Genomic DNA, 16004 nt, shown 5'->3' with positions numbered 1-16004 from the left:
GGCCCTGTTAATCTGAAAGCGGACTATACCCAAATCCGTGACGTGCCGCAAAATGCATTCAGTCAACCACCGGCAGTTTATCGCTGTGTACCGGCACAGTGCCCTCCCGCAGTAATACTGCCAGCTCAGTGTTGTCCGGCAAACTTTGCCCCTCCAGCAGCAACAAATAACCGTCGCGGCCATGCTGCTTAACCCAATACAACGCCTGATCTGCCCATTGCAGTTGCTGCTGCCAGTTGGCGTCTGCACTGAAACTAACTGCGCCAACAGAACAGGTCAGGGCCTGGCTTAACTGTAACTGCTGCCAGTCATATTGCTTAATTGCCTGCAGCAAGCGCTGCAGTGTGCCGGGAACATCCTCGTTGTGTTCGAGGATCAACAAAAACTCCTCACCACCCCAACGGATTAAATGATCGGCGCTGCGGCTGCTTTGTCTGACAATATCTGCCAATTGCTGCAATATTGCGTCGCCGGCCTGATGCCCCAACTTGTCATTAATGCTTTTAAAATGGTCCAAATCCAGCAACGCCAGTGTCAGCAGCCCACCGCGGCGGGCTGTACGCGATAAGATCCGTTCAATATTGCTGTCGAGGTAATGCCGGTTATGCAGGCCGGTCAACGCATCTTGCATGCTTAACTGTTGCAGTTTTTCATTCGCCAGATGCAGTTCTGCTGTGCGTTGAGCCACCTGCAGCTCCAGTGCCTGGCCGGCGCGGGCCAGCGCGGACAAGCGCCAGCGATACAGGGCCCAAAGTGACAGCAGCACCAGCACTGCCAGCAGCGCTTTGGCTAACAGCGTTTCATACCAGTAAGACGGCAGCCGGATATCCATCAGCGCGGCGTCGCTCCAGCGGTAATCAGCCGATTGGCGCACCTGCACGCGAAACTGGTACTTGCCTGGTGGCAGGTTAGTGTAAAACGCCTCACGCCGGTTGCCGCCTTCTACCCAATCGGTTTCATAACCCTGTAACTGATAGCGCAACTGCAGCGAGGAAGACTGCACATAGTAAGGCGCGGTAAAGCGAAAATGCCAGTCACGTTGCGCTGCATCCACCACAACGTTGGCATCACTATATTGTTGCCCCTGCGTGGTCAGGCTTTTGATCACCGGTGCCGGCAGCGGCGCATGATGCAGCAACTGTTGCAAAGGTAAGGTTACTACGCCATGCAGCGTAGGGTACCAGACACGCCCCTGATGCACAGCGCCTTTACTGCTGCCGGCGCCGTTGCAGCAACGATGCGAATCAGTGGCCGCTTCCGGCCTTCTGTCGTCCACCAACATATATAGCTTATCTACTTTACCCCGCGATAAAGCCGCATAATCGACGCGGTAAAAGCCCTGAAAATTACTGATCAATAAATGTTGCTCTACCTGCGCCGCATGCATCACACCATTGCCTGGCAAGCCATTTTGTTGATTAAAGCGCCGCCAGTTGCCCGGCTGCCCCAACACAAAGCCCTGATCAAAACTGCCGACCAGAATATTGCCGTCAGCAAATTCAGTAATGGTACTGATAAAACTGCCCGACAGCGGCATATCATCCAAGCGGTTAAAACCGTGTTCTGTGCGTAAATACAAGCCGTTCTCTGTGCCTACCCACAAACGGCCGGCGCTGTCGGGCAGCACTATACGCACGCGGGCCCGCAACAGGGCCTCCGGCAGCCCCTGCTGCTGCAACTCATCCTGCTGTGCCCCGTCTTGCTGCAAGCCATCTTGCTGTAAATAGAACAAACCGCCGTTAGTACCCACCCAAATACGCTCGCCTTCTTCAGCTAACGTAGTTACCAGCAAGGAGGAAATACTGTCGTAGTTACGCTGCCAGGCCAGGCTGTCTGCATCCAGCCGGCTCAGGCCCGCACGGGTGCCTACCCACAAGTGCCGCCGGCTGTCCAACAACATACTGTAGACAAAAGCATCCGGTAACTGCTGATTAGCCGTCAATACCTGGTATTGGCCGTGCTGCAGCAGTGCCAGCCCCTTGCTGGTTCCCACCAACATATGCTGACGCCAGGGTTGCACTGCCCAGGTATAAGGATCCGGCAAGCCGGCCTCAGTACTGAAACGCTGTGTCACCGCTTTACGCAGCCGCTTTAAGCCGTGCGATCGGCTGCCCAGCCACAGGTTTTGATGCTGGTCCTGCAGCATACTTTCAATCCAGACAAAACCATCGCCTTCGCCGCGAACAAAATCGGCCGCCAGCAATTGCCCATGCTCCAGTTGGTATACGCTGCCGTAACCGGTTACCCACAGTTGCTGTTGCGGGTCTTGATACAGCAATTCTATGCGGCTGTCCGCCGGCTGGCCCGGCAGTGGCAATTGCTGCCACAGGCCATCCTGCCAGCTGTATAACCCCTGGTTAGTGCCCAGGTACAAGGTGCTGCCAACACGGGCAATTTCGGTCATTTGCAGCGCCGGCAAATCCTGCGGCGCCGCCACCCACTGGTAGCCCTCGTCGGATAACACGGCAAAACCATGCTGGCCGCCAATCCATACCCGGTCCTGCTGCTGATACAACTGAAACACCTGCCCCTTATGCTCAGCCACCGGCTGCAACTGCTGCTGTTGCCACTGATACAACCTGTCGGCCCCCACCAGCATGCTGCCGTCGGCACGCTCGGCAAAACCGGACACAGCCCCCTGCAACGGGCTGGCCAGATCCAGCCGGCTGAACTGCCCGTCATCGCGCAACATTAGCCCGTTGGCAGTGCCTATCCACAGCCGTTGCTGTGCGTCGAAATGTAAAGCGGTGATAAGGTTAGATGACAAGGCCGCAGTATTGGCGGTGTTAAACACAGTAAATTGATGGCCGTCGAACCGCGCCAGGCCGTTTTGCGTGCCCAACCAGAGAAAGCCTTGCTGATCCTGCACTATGGCGGTAACAGAAATTTGCGGTAAGCCGGCTTCAACCGACCAAACCCGATATAAATAGTCGTGTTGCGATAACACCAATGCCTGCAGATGAAAGCCGCAGCCCGCAAATAACAGCGCTAACAACAATAGCAATATTTGTCTGCACACGACCAGCAGCAACTCCGAAAATTAAACAATATGTTTACGTTACTATAGCGTGCTTTCACTAAGACAGCGTAAACCGGACGAAAGGTAGCTTTTCCTGCGTCAACGGTCAGCTTGCTGACATGGTCGTACCAGTGTAAGCTCTGGCAAACCATTAAAACCGGAGCCACGCTATGGCTATGTCATTAGCTAAAGCCAACTGGGGCTTAAAATTATTCGCCTGGCGCTATATTCCGCTGATTGGCTTTTGCGCACCGAAAATTGTGCGCATGGACAGCAATACGCTGGAAGTAACCATGCCGCACAGCTGGCGTACCAAAAACCATTTAGGCAGCATTTACTTTGGCGCTTTAGCAATAGGTGCCGATTTAGCCGGCGCTTTTTTAGTGTTCAGTAAAGCCAAAGCCCGTGGTGTTAATGCCAATTTCGCTTTTAAAGATGTGCAGGGCCAATTTTTAAAACGGCCACAAGCCACGGTGCATTTTACCAGCCATGACGGTGCCGTTATTGACGCCATGATTGACGAATCGCTGGCCAGTGGCGAGCGCATTAATAAGCCGGTGTCGGTGGTGGTTACCTGCCCAAGCTTGCACGGCGACGAAGCTATGGCAACTTTTACCCTGACGTTATCGGTTAAAGCTAAACAGCAGAAGTAAAGGAATTTGCAGCAACGACCAACAGCGTCTAAAATCCGCATTCTTTTATTTTCAGGCGTCAACCCCATGCAGGAACTTGCCGGTAATCTGTTTATTATTTCGGCGCCAAGCGGCGCCGGTAAATCCAGCCTGATCCAGGCACTGTTAAAAAACCACCACGATATGCAGGTCAGCGTATCGCACACCACCCGCGCCCCCAGGCCGGGCGAGCAAGATGGCGTGCACTACCACTTTATCAGTGTGGAGCAGTTTAAAGCGCTGATTGCCCAAGATGAGTTTTTAGAATGGGCCGAAGTGTTCGGCAACTACTACGGCACCTCAAAAAGCACGATTCGCGACAGCTTAAGCCGTGGCATTGACGTGTTTTTGGATATCGACTGGCAGGGAGCGCGGCAAATCCGCCAACAAGCGCCATCGGCTAAAGGCATTTTTATTCTGCCTCCCAGCCTCGCTGAACTTGAGCAACGTTTAAACCAGCGCGGCCAGGACTCAAGTGAAGTGATAGCCAAACGTATGGCACAGGCGCACAGCGAAATGAGCCACGCCGATGAATACGAATACCTGATTATCAACGATAATTTCGACAGCGCTCTAACCGAGTTTGAGCGTATTGTGTTGGCGCAACGCAATGGCTACGGCAGCCAGGCCAGCAAGCACAGCGCCCTGCTTAAGCAACTGTTGGCGAAAACAGCAAATTAGCGTAAACTATGCGGTCTTGTGATGGCCCGAACACTGGAGTGGTAAATGGCACGCGTAACTGTTCAAGATGCAGTAGATAAAATTGGTAACCGTTTTGACTTAATCCTGGTGGCCGCACGCCGTGCCCGTCAGTTAGCTGTTGAAGGCAAAGAGCCGCTGGTGGATATCGAAAACGATAAGCCAACTGTTGTTGCCCTGCGCGAAATTGAAAAAGGCTTTATCACTAATTCAGTTCTGGACGAGCAGGAACGTCGTGACCAAATCCAGCAAGAAGCGTCAGAAATGGCGGCTGTAGCTGCGATTATCGGTTCAGACCACTAAAAACCCTCGCCGTATACAGGCCAGCGGCGTTTTAGCCGTTGGCAACTGTAACAAATAGACGTATATTCATAATAAATCCCGCGCTTAACGGCGTGTTTTGTTTGCTGTCGCAGTTTGGGAGCACAGGTGTATTTATTTGAAGGTCTGAAAAACCAAATCAGTGCTTATTTGCCGCCGGAGCAGGTTGCCTTAGTGCAACAGGCTTATGTGGTGGCAAGAGATGCGCACGCGCCGCAAACCCGCTCCAGTGGCGAACCCTACATTACCCATCCGGTTGCTGTAAGCAGTATTCTGGCCGATATGCACATGGACCATGAAACCTTAATGGCCGCGCTGCTGCATGACGTTATTGAAGATACCCCGGTAAGCAAAGAAGATTTAACTGCTTTATTCGGTGCCACTGTGGCCGAGCTGGTGCAGGGTGTGAGTAAACTCGACAAGGTAAAATTCAAAGACTATCAGGAATTTGAAGTTACCAACCTGCAAAAAATGTTTATGGCGATGACGCAGGATATCCGCGTTATTTTAATTAAACTGGCCGATCGCACCCATAATATGCGCACCCTGGGCGCGCTGCGGCCGGAAAAACGCCGCCGCATTGCCAAAGAAACCCTCGAGCTGTACGCGCCTATTGCTAACCGCCTCGGTATTCATAATATTAAAAACGAGCTGGAAGACTGGGGTTTTCAGGCACTGTACCCTATGCGCTATCGCGCTTTATCTACCGCCGTAAAACAAGCGCGCGGCAACCGGCGTGAGCTGCTGGAAAAAATTCAGCATGAAATTTTAGGCCGGTTGGAGCAAGCCGGTATTAATGCCGATGTCAGCGGCCGCGAAAAGCACCTGTACAGCATCTACCGCAAGATGAAAAACAAAGAGCTGATGTTCAACGATGTGATGGACATTTACGCCTTTCGCGTGGTGGTAGACAGCACCGATCACTGCTACCGCACCCTGGGTGTGGTGCATAACCTGTATAAGCCGATTGAGATCCGCTTTAAAGACTATATCGCCATTCCGAAGCAAAACGGTTATCAGTCGCTGCATACCTCATTAATTGGCCCGCACGGTATCCCGGTAGAAATACAAATGCGCACCCGTGAAATGGACGAAATGGCCGACAAAGGTATCGCCGCGCACTGGATGTATAAAGCCAATGGCCAGCACCAGGACACCACAGCGCAAATTCGCGCCCGGCGCTGGATGCAAAGCCTGCTGGAACTGCAGCAAAATGCCGGCAACAGCGCTGAGTTTGTCGAAAATGTAAAATCGGAACTGTACCCCGACGAGCTGTATGTATTCTCGCCGAAAGGTAAAATTGTTGAGCTGCCGATTGGCGCCACCGCAGTAGATTTTGCTTACGCCGTGCACACCGATATCGGCAACCGCTGCGTAGGCGCCAGGGTAGACCGCCGGCCTTACCCGCTGAATAAGCCACTGGAAACCGGCCAGACGGTAGAAATTGTTACCAGCCCTGGCGGTAAACCTAACGCCAACTGGTTGAACTATGTGGTTACCAGCCGTGCCATTTTGGGTATTCGTAACTACCTGAAAAAACAGCAACAAAATGAATCTATCGGCTTGGGTAAACGTCTGCTGAGCTCGGCGCTGGGCGAAGTAAAGCTGGAAGATATCGCGCCGGAGCGCATCGAACAGGTGCTGCAAAATACCAAACAAAAATCACTGGACGAGCTGTGCAGTGAAATTGGCCTCGGCAATCAGCTGGCCATCGCTGTGGCGAGGCGTTTACTGGGTGAATTTGATTCAGACGAAAGCAGCCATAAAGACGACGCCGGCCCGATGCCGAAAAGCAAAGCCTTTATTATCGGTTCTGAGGGCATGCTGCTGACGTTTGCCAAGTGTTGCCGGCCTATTCCGGGCGATGATATTGTCGCCAATGCCACCCCGGGCAAAGGCCTTAACGTCCACCGCGCCGATTGCCGTAATATCAAAGGCTGGGATAAAGAACCTGGTAAGTTTTTCCCGGTGCGCTGGGATAAAACCGGCGATAAGCAGTTCCTTTGCGATATCCGCGTGTTTATTGTTAACCGCCAGGGCGTGTTGGCTAAACTGACCACGCTGATTGCCTCGCAGGATTCCAATATTCAGGATTTGGCCACCGATGACAGAGACACCGGTGAATATGTGATTAAAATTACCCTGTCGGTACGCGACAGAATACAGCTGGCCAACGTGATGCGTAAAATCCGCGTAATGCCGGATGTGCAGAAAGTTTACAGAAGGAAATAAGCAAGATGTCTAAAGTGATTATCCGTACCGCTGATGCGCCGGCCGCTATCGGTACTTACAGCCAGGCGGTAAAAATTGGTACTACGGTATATTTATCCGGCCAAATCCCGTTAGTGCCGGCTACTATGCAATTGGTGTCAGACGATTTTGCCGCCCAAACCCATCAGGTGTTTAAAAACCTGGCAGCAGTATGTGATGCGGCCGGCGGCAGTTTAAATGACATGGTAAAGGTGAATATTTTCCTTACCGATCTTGGCCAGTTTGCAGTGGTCAATGACATTATGAGCCAATACTTTGCCGAGCCCTACCCGGCCCGTGCTGCGGTGCAGGTATCGGCGCTGCCACGCGCCAGTCAGATAGAAATTGACGGTGTGATGGAAGTACCGTCAACGCACTGAGGTTACTATGGCACTAACCCGGCTATTACAGACTCTTCTGGCCAGCGCGTTGCTTATCAGCAACCCGCTGATAGCGGAAGAGCCGGTGGCTGCGCAACCCGAGCTGGTGTGGTGCCTTGATCATTTTTCCCGTTTTCATCATTACGAAGACAACAGCGAGCCTTATGGCCCATCGGTCGACTTAATGCGTGAACTGGCCAAGCGCGCCGGTTTCAGCCTGAGTTTTGCCCCGCGTACCCCCACAGCGCGCTGTTTGCGTCTGATGGCCGAAGGCAAGGTCGATTTAATGTCGAACCTGAAATTCAGCGACGAGCGCAACAGCATTATGTTTATGCTGCCATACAATAAAAGCGTGCCGGAAAGCCTGTTTTTACGTTACAACGACAGCCGTAATATCGACACCGAAGCGCAACTGCGGCATCTAACCCTGGTCAGTATCCGCAGCTATTTGTATTCCCCCAGCGTGATGGCGTTTATCCAACAACATCCGCGCCAAACCGTAACGGTAGATTCGATAGAAGCCGGGTTGGAAATGCTGCTGCGCGGCCGCGTCGATGCCTTGATCTCGCCCACTGTCAGCACCTCAGATGCCATCAATAACACCAGCAGTTATCGCCAGCGTTTTCGTATTGCGGCGCTGGATTTAAGCCGGCATAACAGCGGCTACATTCATATTGCACTGTCCCGTACCAGTAAACACGCGGCGCTGGAGCCACTGCTGCGCAAACACCTGGCCGACATGGTGGCCGACGGCACAGTAGCACGCTTGTATGATCAGGCCATTGCCCAAAGCCTGTTACTGCCGCCACTGCGACCGCAGAACTGATGGCAGAGTTTGCGCCCCTGGCGGCTTTGGCCGTTACCTCAATTAAAGGTGTTGGCGCCAAAGTAACAGAGCGCCTGCACAAGCTTGGCATTTTCAGCTTACAGGACATTCTATTTCACCTGCCGCTGCGCTACGAAGACCGCACCCGTATTTATGCCATTGCCGATCTGATGCCACTGATGCACGGTACTGTGCTGGGCGAAGTTACCAGCAGCGAAATTCAACTGGGTAAAAGGCGCAGCTGGCTGGTGAAAATTAAAGACGGTAGCGGCTATTTAACCCTGCGCTTTTTTCACTTTAGCGCGGCGCAAAAAAATGCCGTTACCCCGGGCGTACTGCTGCGCTGCTTCGGTGAAGCCAAGCGCGGCCCGCGCGGGCTGGAAATGCTGCACCCGGAGTACCGCGTGCATAACGACGAACTGCTGACCGAAGTCAGCGAAACCTTAACGCCGATTTACCCCACCACTGAGGGCCTGCGCCAGGCCACCTGGCGTAATCTGACCGACGCTGCACTGCAGTACTTGCAACGCAGCCCGCCGGATGAATACTTAAGCGCCGACCTGCTGCGCCAGCCCTGGTCGTTGACTGAAGCCTTAACCTATATTCACCGGCCGCCGCCGGATGCCAGCCTGCAACTGCTGGAATTGGGTAAACACCCGGCGCAGCAGCGGCTGATTATGGAAGAATTGGTCGCGCAGCAGCTGAGCATGTACAAACTGCGCAGCCAAAGCCAGCAGCAACAAGCCATAGCGCTGCAAATAGATCCGCAGCTGCAACAGCGTTTTTTAGCCGCGCTGCCGTTTTCGCCCACTAAGGCCCAACAGCGGGTAACCGACGAAATACGCCACGACTTAAGCCAAACCCTGCCAATGCTACGCCTGGTACAGGGCGATGTTGGCTCGGGCAAAACCCTGGTAGCGGCGCTGTCGGCCCTTACCGCCATTGGCAATGGTTATCAGGTGGCGTTAATGGCGCCCACTGAACTGCTGGCTGAGCAACACGCGGCTAACTTTGCCCGCTGGTTCACTCCGTTGGGTATTAATGTCGCCTGGCTTGGCGGTAAAACCAAGGGTAAGGCGCGGCAAACTACGCTTACGGCTATTGCCGATGGCAGTGCGCAAATGGTGGTAGGTACCCATGCGTTGTTTCAACAGCAGGTAGAATTTAATGCTTTAACGCTGATTATTATCGACGAGCAACACCGCTTTGGCGTACACCAGCGTTTAGCGCTGCGCGAAAAAGGCGGTATTGCAGGCTGTTATCCGCATCAGTTGGTGATGACCGCCACGCCGATACCGCGCACCTTAGCCATGACCGCCTATGCTGATCTGGATACGTCGATTATTGACGAGCTGCCGCCCGGCCGTACGCCGGTAACCACAGTGGCAATACCGGATACACGACGCGATGACATCATTGAACGGGTACGCAGCGCCGTGCAAAGCGAACAGCGTCAGGCGTACTGGGTATGTACCTTAATTGAAGAGTCTGAAACGCTGCAATGTCAGGCAGCAGAAGACAGCATGCTGAATTTGCAGCAAGCACTACCAGAGTTGAAAATCGGCCTGGTGCATGGCCGGTTAAAAGCGGCAGAAAAGCAGCAGGTCATGCAGCAGTTCAGCAGTGGCGAGCTTGACTTACTGGTCGCCACTACGGTAATTGAAGTGGGCGTAGATGTACCCAACGCCAGTTTAATGATTATTGAAAACCCCGAGCGGCTTGGCCTGGCCCAGTTGCACCAGTTGCGCGGCCGCGTTGGCCGTGGCAGCACCGCTTCGCACTGTGTATTGCTGTATCATGCGCCACTGTCCCGCACCGCCCAATCGCGGCTTAGCGTACTGCGCGACAGTAACGATGGTTTTGTTATCGCCCAGCGTGACCTGGAAATTCGCGGCCCGGGCGAACTGCTCGGCACCCGGCAAACCGGCCTGCTGCAGTTTAAAATTGCTGATCTAAGCCGCGACGCCGACCTATTGCCACAAGCACAGCAAATTGCCAGCCAGTTATGGCAGCATAACCAGCACGCCAGCCTGCAACTGATCAAACGCTGGCTGGCGAATAAAGAGATTTATGGTAATGCCTGAGCTTGGTTTATCTGCCCGCAGAACGCATTATCGCTTTAAGCTATCGCAGCCCTCTGTTGCAACACTGATCACTGCAGTACACTGGTTTTAATTCTTTATTGCCCGGAGTGGTTTATGTCAGTGCTTACGCCTTACCAGTTACGCCAGCAGTGTCGCAGTGGTACCTTTAGCGGCAATACCTCGGGGTTTGCGCCGGGTTTTGTCCAGGCCAATATGGCGATATTACCCAAGCAGTACGCGGCGGATTTTCTGCAGTTTTGCCACTTTAACCCCAAGCCCTGCCCGTTGCTGGGTATGGCAGCAACACCAGGCGCCATTGATATGCCAGCATTGGCGAAAGACCTGGATATCCGCAGCGATTTGCCTAAATACCGCATTTTTCGCAACGGCCGGCTCACAGATGAAGTAACCGATGTGCGTGAATACTGGCGCGACGATCTAGTCACCTTTTTAATCGGCTGCTCGTTCTCGTTTGAAGAATCCTTGCTGGCCGATGGCCTGGAAATTCGCAATATCACAGAAAAAGTAAACGTACCAATGTACCGCACCAATATCGCTTGCACCCCAGCCGGCGTATTTCATGGCGGTATGGTAGTCAGTATGCGGCCAATGAAGCCGGCTGATGCAATCCGCGCAATCCAAATTTGCTCGCGCTTTCCACAGGTACACGGCGCACCGGTACATTTTGGCGACCCGGCCGCTATTGGCATTAATGATATTAGCAAGCCGGATTTTGGTGATGCGGTAACGATAAAGCCGGGCGAAGTGCCGGTATTCTGGGCTTGCGGTGTTACGCCCCAAGTGGCGATAGCCAATGCCGGCGTGGATTTTTGTATTACCCACAGCCCGGGCCATATGTTGGTAACTGACTTAACTAACAGTAAATTGTCGGTGTTGTAACTTAAGCGAACTACAGCTCTGTAACAAAAGGATGCGCCAGTATTCGTTCGCGTTGCTCAAACGTAAGCCCGCTGGCCGTGGCGGCTAACGGAACGCGGTGCATTAAATTATGGCTGTTGGTGCTGGCTAAGTCATCTTCGCTGCCATCCGCTTCTTCCGGATGCGCCAACCCGAGATAATGGCCGATTTCATGGGCAGCCAGGCGCGCTAATTCGTTAACGCTGCCAGCTGATGCAGCGGCAAAGCCACAATTGGTACGGGCAACAAAAACGCCGTCGGCAGGCCCTGCGCCACCGGGAATTCGCGGCGTAAAGCCTGCTAACTGTTGCCGGCCAAACGGTGTTTGCTGCAGCAGGCAGGGCCCGATAACCACATCAATAATGTCTTCCGCTTTGGCCGGCTGCGATGCCAATATAGCGGCTAACGGTGAGAAATCCGCCTGATGCTGCATAACCAGATCGGTATCGGCGATAACTGCCACATCCGTAATGGCGATATCCAGCTGCAATTCAAAACCGATCAATTGCGCCAATAATTCTGTATCCAACTCAGCGCTTATTGTCTGGCTTAACAACAGCCGTAGTTTAAGCCCCGGGTTAGTGGGTAGTTCGGATAAGCGGGATTCCACCCTGACGCTGGTTGGCTGCATACCGCTAACAGAAGCATCGCACGCCACAGCGGCAAAACTAATATGAGTCAACTCTGAGGCTACGCCCTCTAACACCAACAAACCGGCCTGATACAGCTTAGTGGTGCGCCAGGTATTAGCGTCAGAGACTGCGGGGTTGGCAACCAGCTGGCCGCCGCTGACACTGATAGCAGAGGACACCTGCAAACAGCCTTGCGGCTGTGCGCTAACCCGAAGAGCACGGCGCAAGTTATGCAGCGGTACTTCCACCGCAGCAGTAGTACCCGAGCCGCTATCTACAGTGACCGATGCCAGCGGCGTCCAAAGCGGTTGCTCATCGCTGTGTTCGCTATTGCAGCCGGCAAGAGCGGCTGCAATAACTGCACAGAAAAAGGCTGACGACGTTTTCACCTTAATGCCTTTGCCGGCACATAGCGGCCAATCTGCATTTTAATCCGCGCATCGGTTTCGCGTTTATATTGCGCAATCAGCAGTTGTTGGGCCCTTTCAGTTTGTTGCGCCCCCAATAAATCAATAGTAGCGGCACGTTGATTGGCATCTGACGAGCTGATGCGCTTTTCCAGCACCTCCACCAGTTCCGGTGAGGTAGCACCGGCATGTTTTAATGCATCGATCAAGGCCGTGCTCACCTGCGGATCGCTTTCCAGCACCAGCGCGTCCAGTAATGCAGGCCGCGCTTGCTCTGCCGGTAAACGCGATATGGCATCCGCAGCCCGGCGACGGGTTGCTACCGACTGCGCGCTAAGCTCCTGGCTTAATACATCGACAAAGGCGGCGTCGCCGGTATTGCCCATGCTGTCAATTAAGATCAGCCGCTCACTTTGGTCGGCAGTGTCGGCGAGCTGCTGTTGCAGCGACTGCATAATGTACTGGCGTAAGGCCGGGTCATCTGAGCGGTCAACCATACTGCCGGCGCCCAACAAGCTGGCATTACCGGCAATATCTTTGATCGCCGCGCGCGCAAGCAGCAGCTCGGCGACGTCCTGCCGGGGCGTGCCAAGATCAGCCAGGGCGGAAGCCGCTCTGGATTGGTCTCCCTGGCTCATCGTAGCGTCAAACACCATGTCTGACAGCGCTTCGCGGGCGTTGTTCAGGCCAGATAACTGCAGCGCTAAAAACGCTGTCGGCCTGGCATCATCAACCATTTGCCCGCGCAGCTCTGCCACTAACAAGTCAACGTCTTCAGGGTGTTTTTTCAACCAGGCGGCCATTTCAAGCGCCGCATCGAAATAACGCGGCGGCTTCTCTGTGATCGCACTGACAAAGGCAGTATAAGCTTCAGTGTAACTTTGCTGCTGTGTTATAAGCTCGTCAAATTCCGGTGCCAAATCATAAGGGGTGGATTTTTCAGCTAACGCCCGGTCTGCTTGCGGTACAGCAGCAAACAGTTGGTCATCGCGCTGCAATGAAAAACGTTGCTGCATCATCACTTCCGGCTGGCCGGCAACCTGTAAGCTAACAATTTCTTCACCACGGATAGCTTGCCACCACAACGGTTGTAACGGGTTAAACATGGCAGTGGCTTGCGATTTATGCACCGCGATCTTAATACCAAAACTATCGGCGGCACCGCGTATCAGATGATCAGTTTTGTGCCGCTGAATTTGCAGCGGTGCCTGGCTAAGCACACTAAAGCGCGCGGTATAATCGCCCAGCCCGTCTAACGCAGCACTCTGCCATTGCGTTGCCCCGGCTTGCGGCAGCACAAAGGTGAAATTATCCAGTTGGGTGGCAACCAACAAACGGCTTTTCGGCTGCCATTGCGGTGCAAAGGCAGTACCGCTAATGCCGCAGTTGCTGTCCACTTGCAGAAAAAACGGCAAGCCTTGCGGCGATGCCGCCCGCTCTGCGGGTAACGTCATATCCTGGCTGAGGCTCACCTTGCTGAAACTTGCCCGCACCCGCGCAACACTGGCGTTAAGCGCTTCAACCTGCCAGCTCATCACACCCTCAAAGGTATCACTTTGCCCCTCTGCGGTAACCGTTGAGCTAAAGCGGAACGCCGCAGTCTGGCCGGGAATCAGGCGGCAACTTGCCGCCTGCTCAGCACCTGCGGCAAGATCTGCCTGCGCAGAGCCGGAGCCCCGCCACGGGTTGAACGCTACTACCACCACAACAACAGCGGCAGCTGCGGCGAATAACGATATTGTTTTAATCTTCAAACCTGTCATATTCAATGCCTCTTCTGTTCAACGCCCGCGCCGGTACTACAGTAATTCCAGCGTGCCTCCGGTACTGCGTGTTAACAGGTTTTGCGTAACAGGTTTAGACGAGAAACTGACCAGCGTAACGGATTTGCTGCGGCGGAAACGGAACACTTTAATGGTACCAACCAGCTTAACTTTGCCACTGATGGTCTGCAGAGTGTGGTCCAGCGTCACATCACCGCGCACTAAAATACGGTCATCGTCGGTCAGGCCAAAACTTAACACCCCTGTTAATGGAAACTTGTTCTCCAGAAAGCGTAAGTTGGCATCAACACCGGCTTTAACGATGCGTAAATCCAGACCACCAAAGATACGGCCGGTAAAACTGAAGTTTGGCGCCACGGTACGGGTAAGGTAACCGCAAGTGTTAACTACTTCTGCAGATACCAGCAACAGCTGACACTCAGCCAGGTCAATCAGCAGATCCATGTCATCATCAACGTCAATACCCACGCGGCCACCGGCACTGATTTTAAAACCCAGCCGCACCGGGCCAAAGCCAAAGCCTACGCTGGCCACTTCCTGGCTTTTATCCTGCTTAAATTCATTTTTCAGTTTCAGGTGTTCTTTGCTTTCTTTGGTATCGCCGGCCACCACTTTGTTGAAGGCTTTAATTTGGTGAAAGTAAGATGACTGATCTTTGGTCACTATGGCTTCAGCGATGGCTTCAGCAATTGTCAAATCAAAGCTTTTACCAATCTTACCGCGTAGTGCAACTTCTCCGCTGGCACGGCTTAAAATACCATTGCGGCTTAACGTGTTGTCGACATCCATTTCAGATTCAATGGCAATGCGGGAGTTACCCGGTTTACGCTTTTGGTTCTTTTTAAATGAGGTATTACTTGCCGCGGTAACGGCGTTTGCACTCTCGCGCTCCAGGTTAATGTCGACGTCTTTACAGTCGTTTGTTTGGTCGCCGTCGTTACCATTCTGAGAGAAACTGGTTACCACACAGCCACGCAAAATAAAGTGCGTTTCATTTGCCAGGGCGCCGTCTTGTACCGCAGCCAGATCCGCGCCTTGCAGATACAGGTCATGGTTAACCTCATCGGCAATGCCCGGTTGAATTTCATTAAAACTGAATGATGCTACCGTGTTACCGTCTTCTTCGCCGATCATCAACGGCAAGATGATACCCGGTGCACTTTCAGGAATTAACACATAAGTCAGCGTAACCGACGCCGGCAATTTACCTAATTGATTTAATTGCGCTTCGGTCATGCCATAGGTTAGCTCTTGTTGGATGCTCAGGCCGGTTTCAGCGTCAACCACTTCTAAATCTGCCGGAATTTCAGACGCATCAATTTTGGAAAAATAAGGATCTGCGCCGTTGAACACAAAACCGGATTGCACCGACAACACCGGTGTTGGTGATTCGCCCTCTTCGGTGATAGCCAGCAAGGCTACAGAGGATTCAGTGCTTAGTTCGTACTCTACATCTGTGCCGCCTTCGCGCAATGTCAGGGTTGGTAAGTTAGCCGTTACGTTACCTTTAAGCTCTTCTTCATCACGGAAAAAACCAACTTGCAGCTCTACTTCACGTCCGGCTTCGGCCAGCAGTTGGCATTCGCTTACAGGCCAGATAAACTCGTTCTCTACCACTACTGCCTCACCGTTTGCCGGTAACTCGACATCAATAGCATTAGAGCTACACACTATCGGCGCCGCCGGATTGGCCGGGTTTTTCTCGACAAAACTAAAACTGACCGGAATATTGGTTATTTCCGTTATGCTGGCGTCGGTGCCGCGAATGGTAAATGACACCGGGATGCGGTGATTAAGCGCAAAGGCTTGGTTGGTATCAAAATCCATTGAAAAATCAGACATTTCGATATCAAAATCAACGGCCACCGGCGGTTCAACTGCTGAGTCACTGCCACCGCAAGCGGTTAAGGTTGTCAGCACTATCAACGCCAACAGAGGTGTTTTTATGGTTAACATTACAAAGTCCTTCTCTAACAAAAAATTAAAACAGCCGACAGCATCGCCGGCTACCGT

At 53.2% G+C, this 16004-nt stretch carries 12 protein-coding genes; 8 read left to right on the top strand and 4 right to left on the bottom strand.

From position 1 onward, the window contains the following. Positions 1–58: 58 nt before the first annotated feature. Positions 59–3019, bottom strand: coding sequence for a ligand-binding sensor domain-containing diguanylate cyclase (locus ACTZWV_RS18310; protein ID WP_444787931.1), 2961 nt, complete (start codon positions 3017–3019; stop codon positions 59–61). A 170-nt stretch (positions 3020–3189) separates the two neighbouring features. On the opposite strand from ACTZWV_RS18310, the gene ACTZWV_RS18305 reads away from it, so the two are divergent. The 8 genes from ACTZWV_RS18305 (at position 3190) to ACTZWV_RS18270 (ending at position 11150) form a co-directional block, all read left to right on the top strand. After that, positions 3190–3672, top strand: coding sequence for a DUF4442 domain-containing protein (locus ACTZWV_RS18305; protein ID WP_444787930.1), 483 nt, complete (start codon positions 3190–3192; stop codon positions 3670–3672). A gap of 66 nt (positions 3673–3738) precedes the next feature. After that, positions 3739–4371 (top strand): guanylate kinase, encoded by a 633-nt coding sequence (gene gmk / locus ACTZWV_RS18300; RefSeq protein WP_444787929.1) that lies wholly within the window; start codon positions 3739–3741, stop codon positions 4369–4371. A 45-nt stretch (positions 4372–4416) separates the two neighbouring features. Continuing rightward, positions 4417–4692 (top strand): DNA-directed RNA polymerase subunit omega, encoded by a 276-nt coding sequence (gene rpoZ, locus ACTZWV_RS18295; protein ID WP_173501076.1) that lies wholly within the window; start codon positions 4417–4419, stop codon positions 4690–4692. 126 nt (positions 4693–4818) lie between these two features. After that, positions 4819–6942, top strand: coding sequence for a bifunctional GTP diphosphokinase/guanosine-3',5'-bis pyrophosphate 3'-pyrophosphohydrolase (gene spoT, locus ACTZWV_RS18290; RefSeq protein ID WP_444787928.1), 2124 nt, complete (start codon positions 4819–4821; stop codon positions 6940–6942). A 5-nt stretch (positions 6943–6947) separates the two neighbouring features. Further along, entirely contained in the window at positions 6948–7340 is a 393-nt protein-coding gene (locus ACTZWV_RS18285) for a RidA family protein (RefSeq protein ID WP_444787927.1), read from the top strand. 7 nt (positions 7341–7347) lie between these two features. Next, positions 7348–8166: a substrate-binding periplasmic protein gene (locus ACTZWV_RS18280; protein WP_444787926.1), complete on the top strand. Its 819-nt coding sequence runs from the start codon at positions 7348–7350 to the stop codon at positions 8164–8166. Next, a complete protein-coding gene (recG, locus tag ACTZWV_RS18275; protein ID WP_444787925.1) occupies positions 8166–10250 on the top strand; it encodes an ATP-dependent DNA helicase RecG in 2085 nt (694 codons plus the stop codon). Before ACTZWV_RS18280 ends, recG begins: the two co-directional genes overlap by 1 nt. 114 nt (positions 10251–10364) lie before the next feature. Then, positions 10365–11150, top strand: a complete 786-nt coding sequence (locus ACTZWV_RS18270) for a putative hydro-lyase (RefSeq protein WP_444787924.1) — start codon at positions 10365–10367, stop codon at positions 11148–11150. Positions 11151–11160: 10 nt separating this feature from the next. Here the strand turns inward: ACTZWV_RS18270 and ACTZWV_RS18265 are convergent, their stop codons facing one another. Genes ACTZWV_RS18265 through ACTZWV_RS18255 form a run of 3 tightly spaced genes read right to left on the bottom strand, consistent with a single transcriptional unit; the run spans position 11161 to position 15947 of the window. Next, positions 11161–12189: a hypothetical protein gene (locus ACTZWV_RS18265; protein ID WP_444787923.1), complete on the bottom strand. Its 1029-nt coding sequence runs from the start codon at positions 12187–12189 to the stop codon at positions 11161–11163. Next, positions 12186–13970 carry a HEAT repeat domain-containing protein gene (locus ACTZWV_RS18260; RefSeq protein ID WP_444787922.1) on the bottom strand — a complete coding sequence of 595 codons (1785 nt, stop codon included), beginning with the start codon at positions 13968–13970 and terminating at the stop codon, positions 12186–12188. The genes ACTZWV_RS18265 and ACTZWV_RS18260 overlap by 4 nt, the downstream gene beginning before the upstream one ends. Before the next feature lie 36 nt (positions 13971–14006). Further along, on the bottom strand, positions 14007–15947 hold the full coding sequence (locus tag ACTZWV_RS18255) for a hypothetical protein (protein ID WP_444787921.1): 1941 nt from the start codon (positions 15945–15947) through the stop codon (positions 14007–14009). Between the last annotated feature and the right edge of the window lie 57 nt (positions 15948–16004).

Origin of the sequence: Rheinheimera sp. NSM (assembly GCF_052380015.1) — a bacterium.
Lineage (GTDB): Bacteria > Pseudomonadota > Gammaproteobacteria > Enterobacterales > Alteromonadaceae > Alishewanella.
Note: the sequence above shows the minus strand (reverse complement) of the source record. Positions and strands in the feature narration are given on the sequence as shown.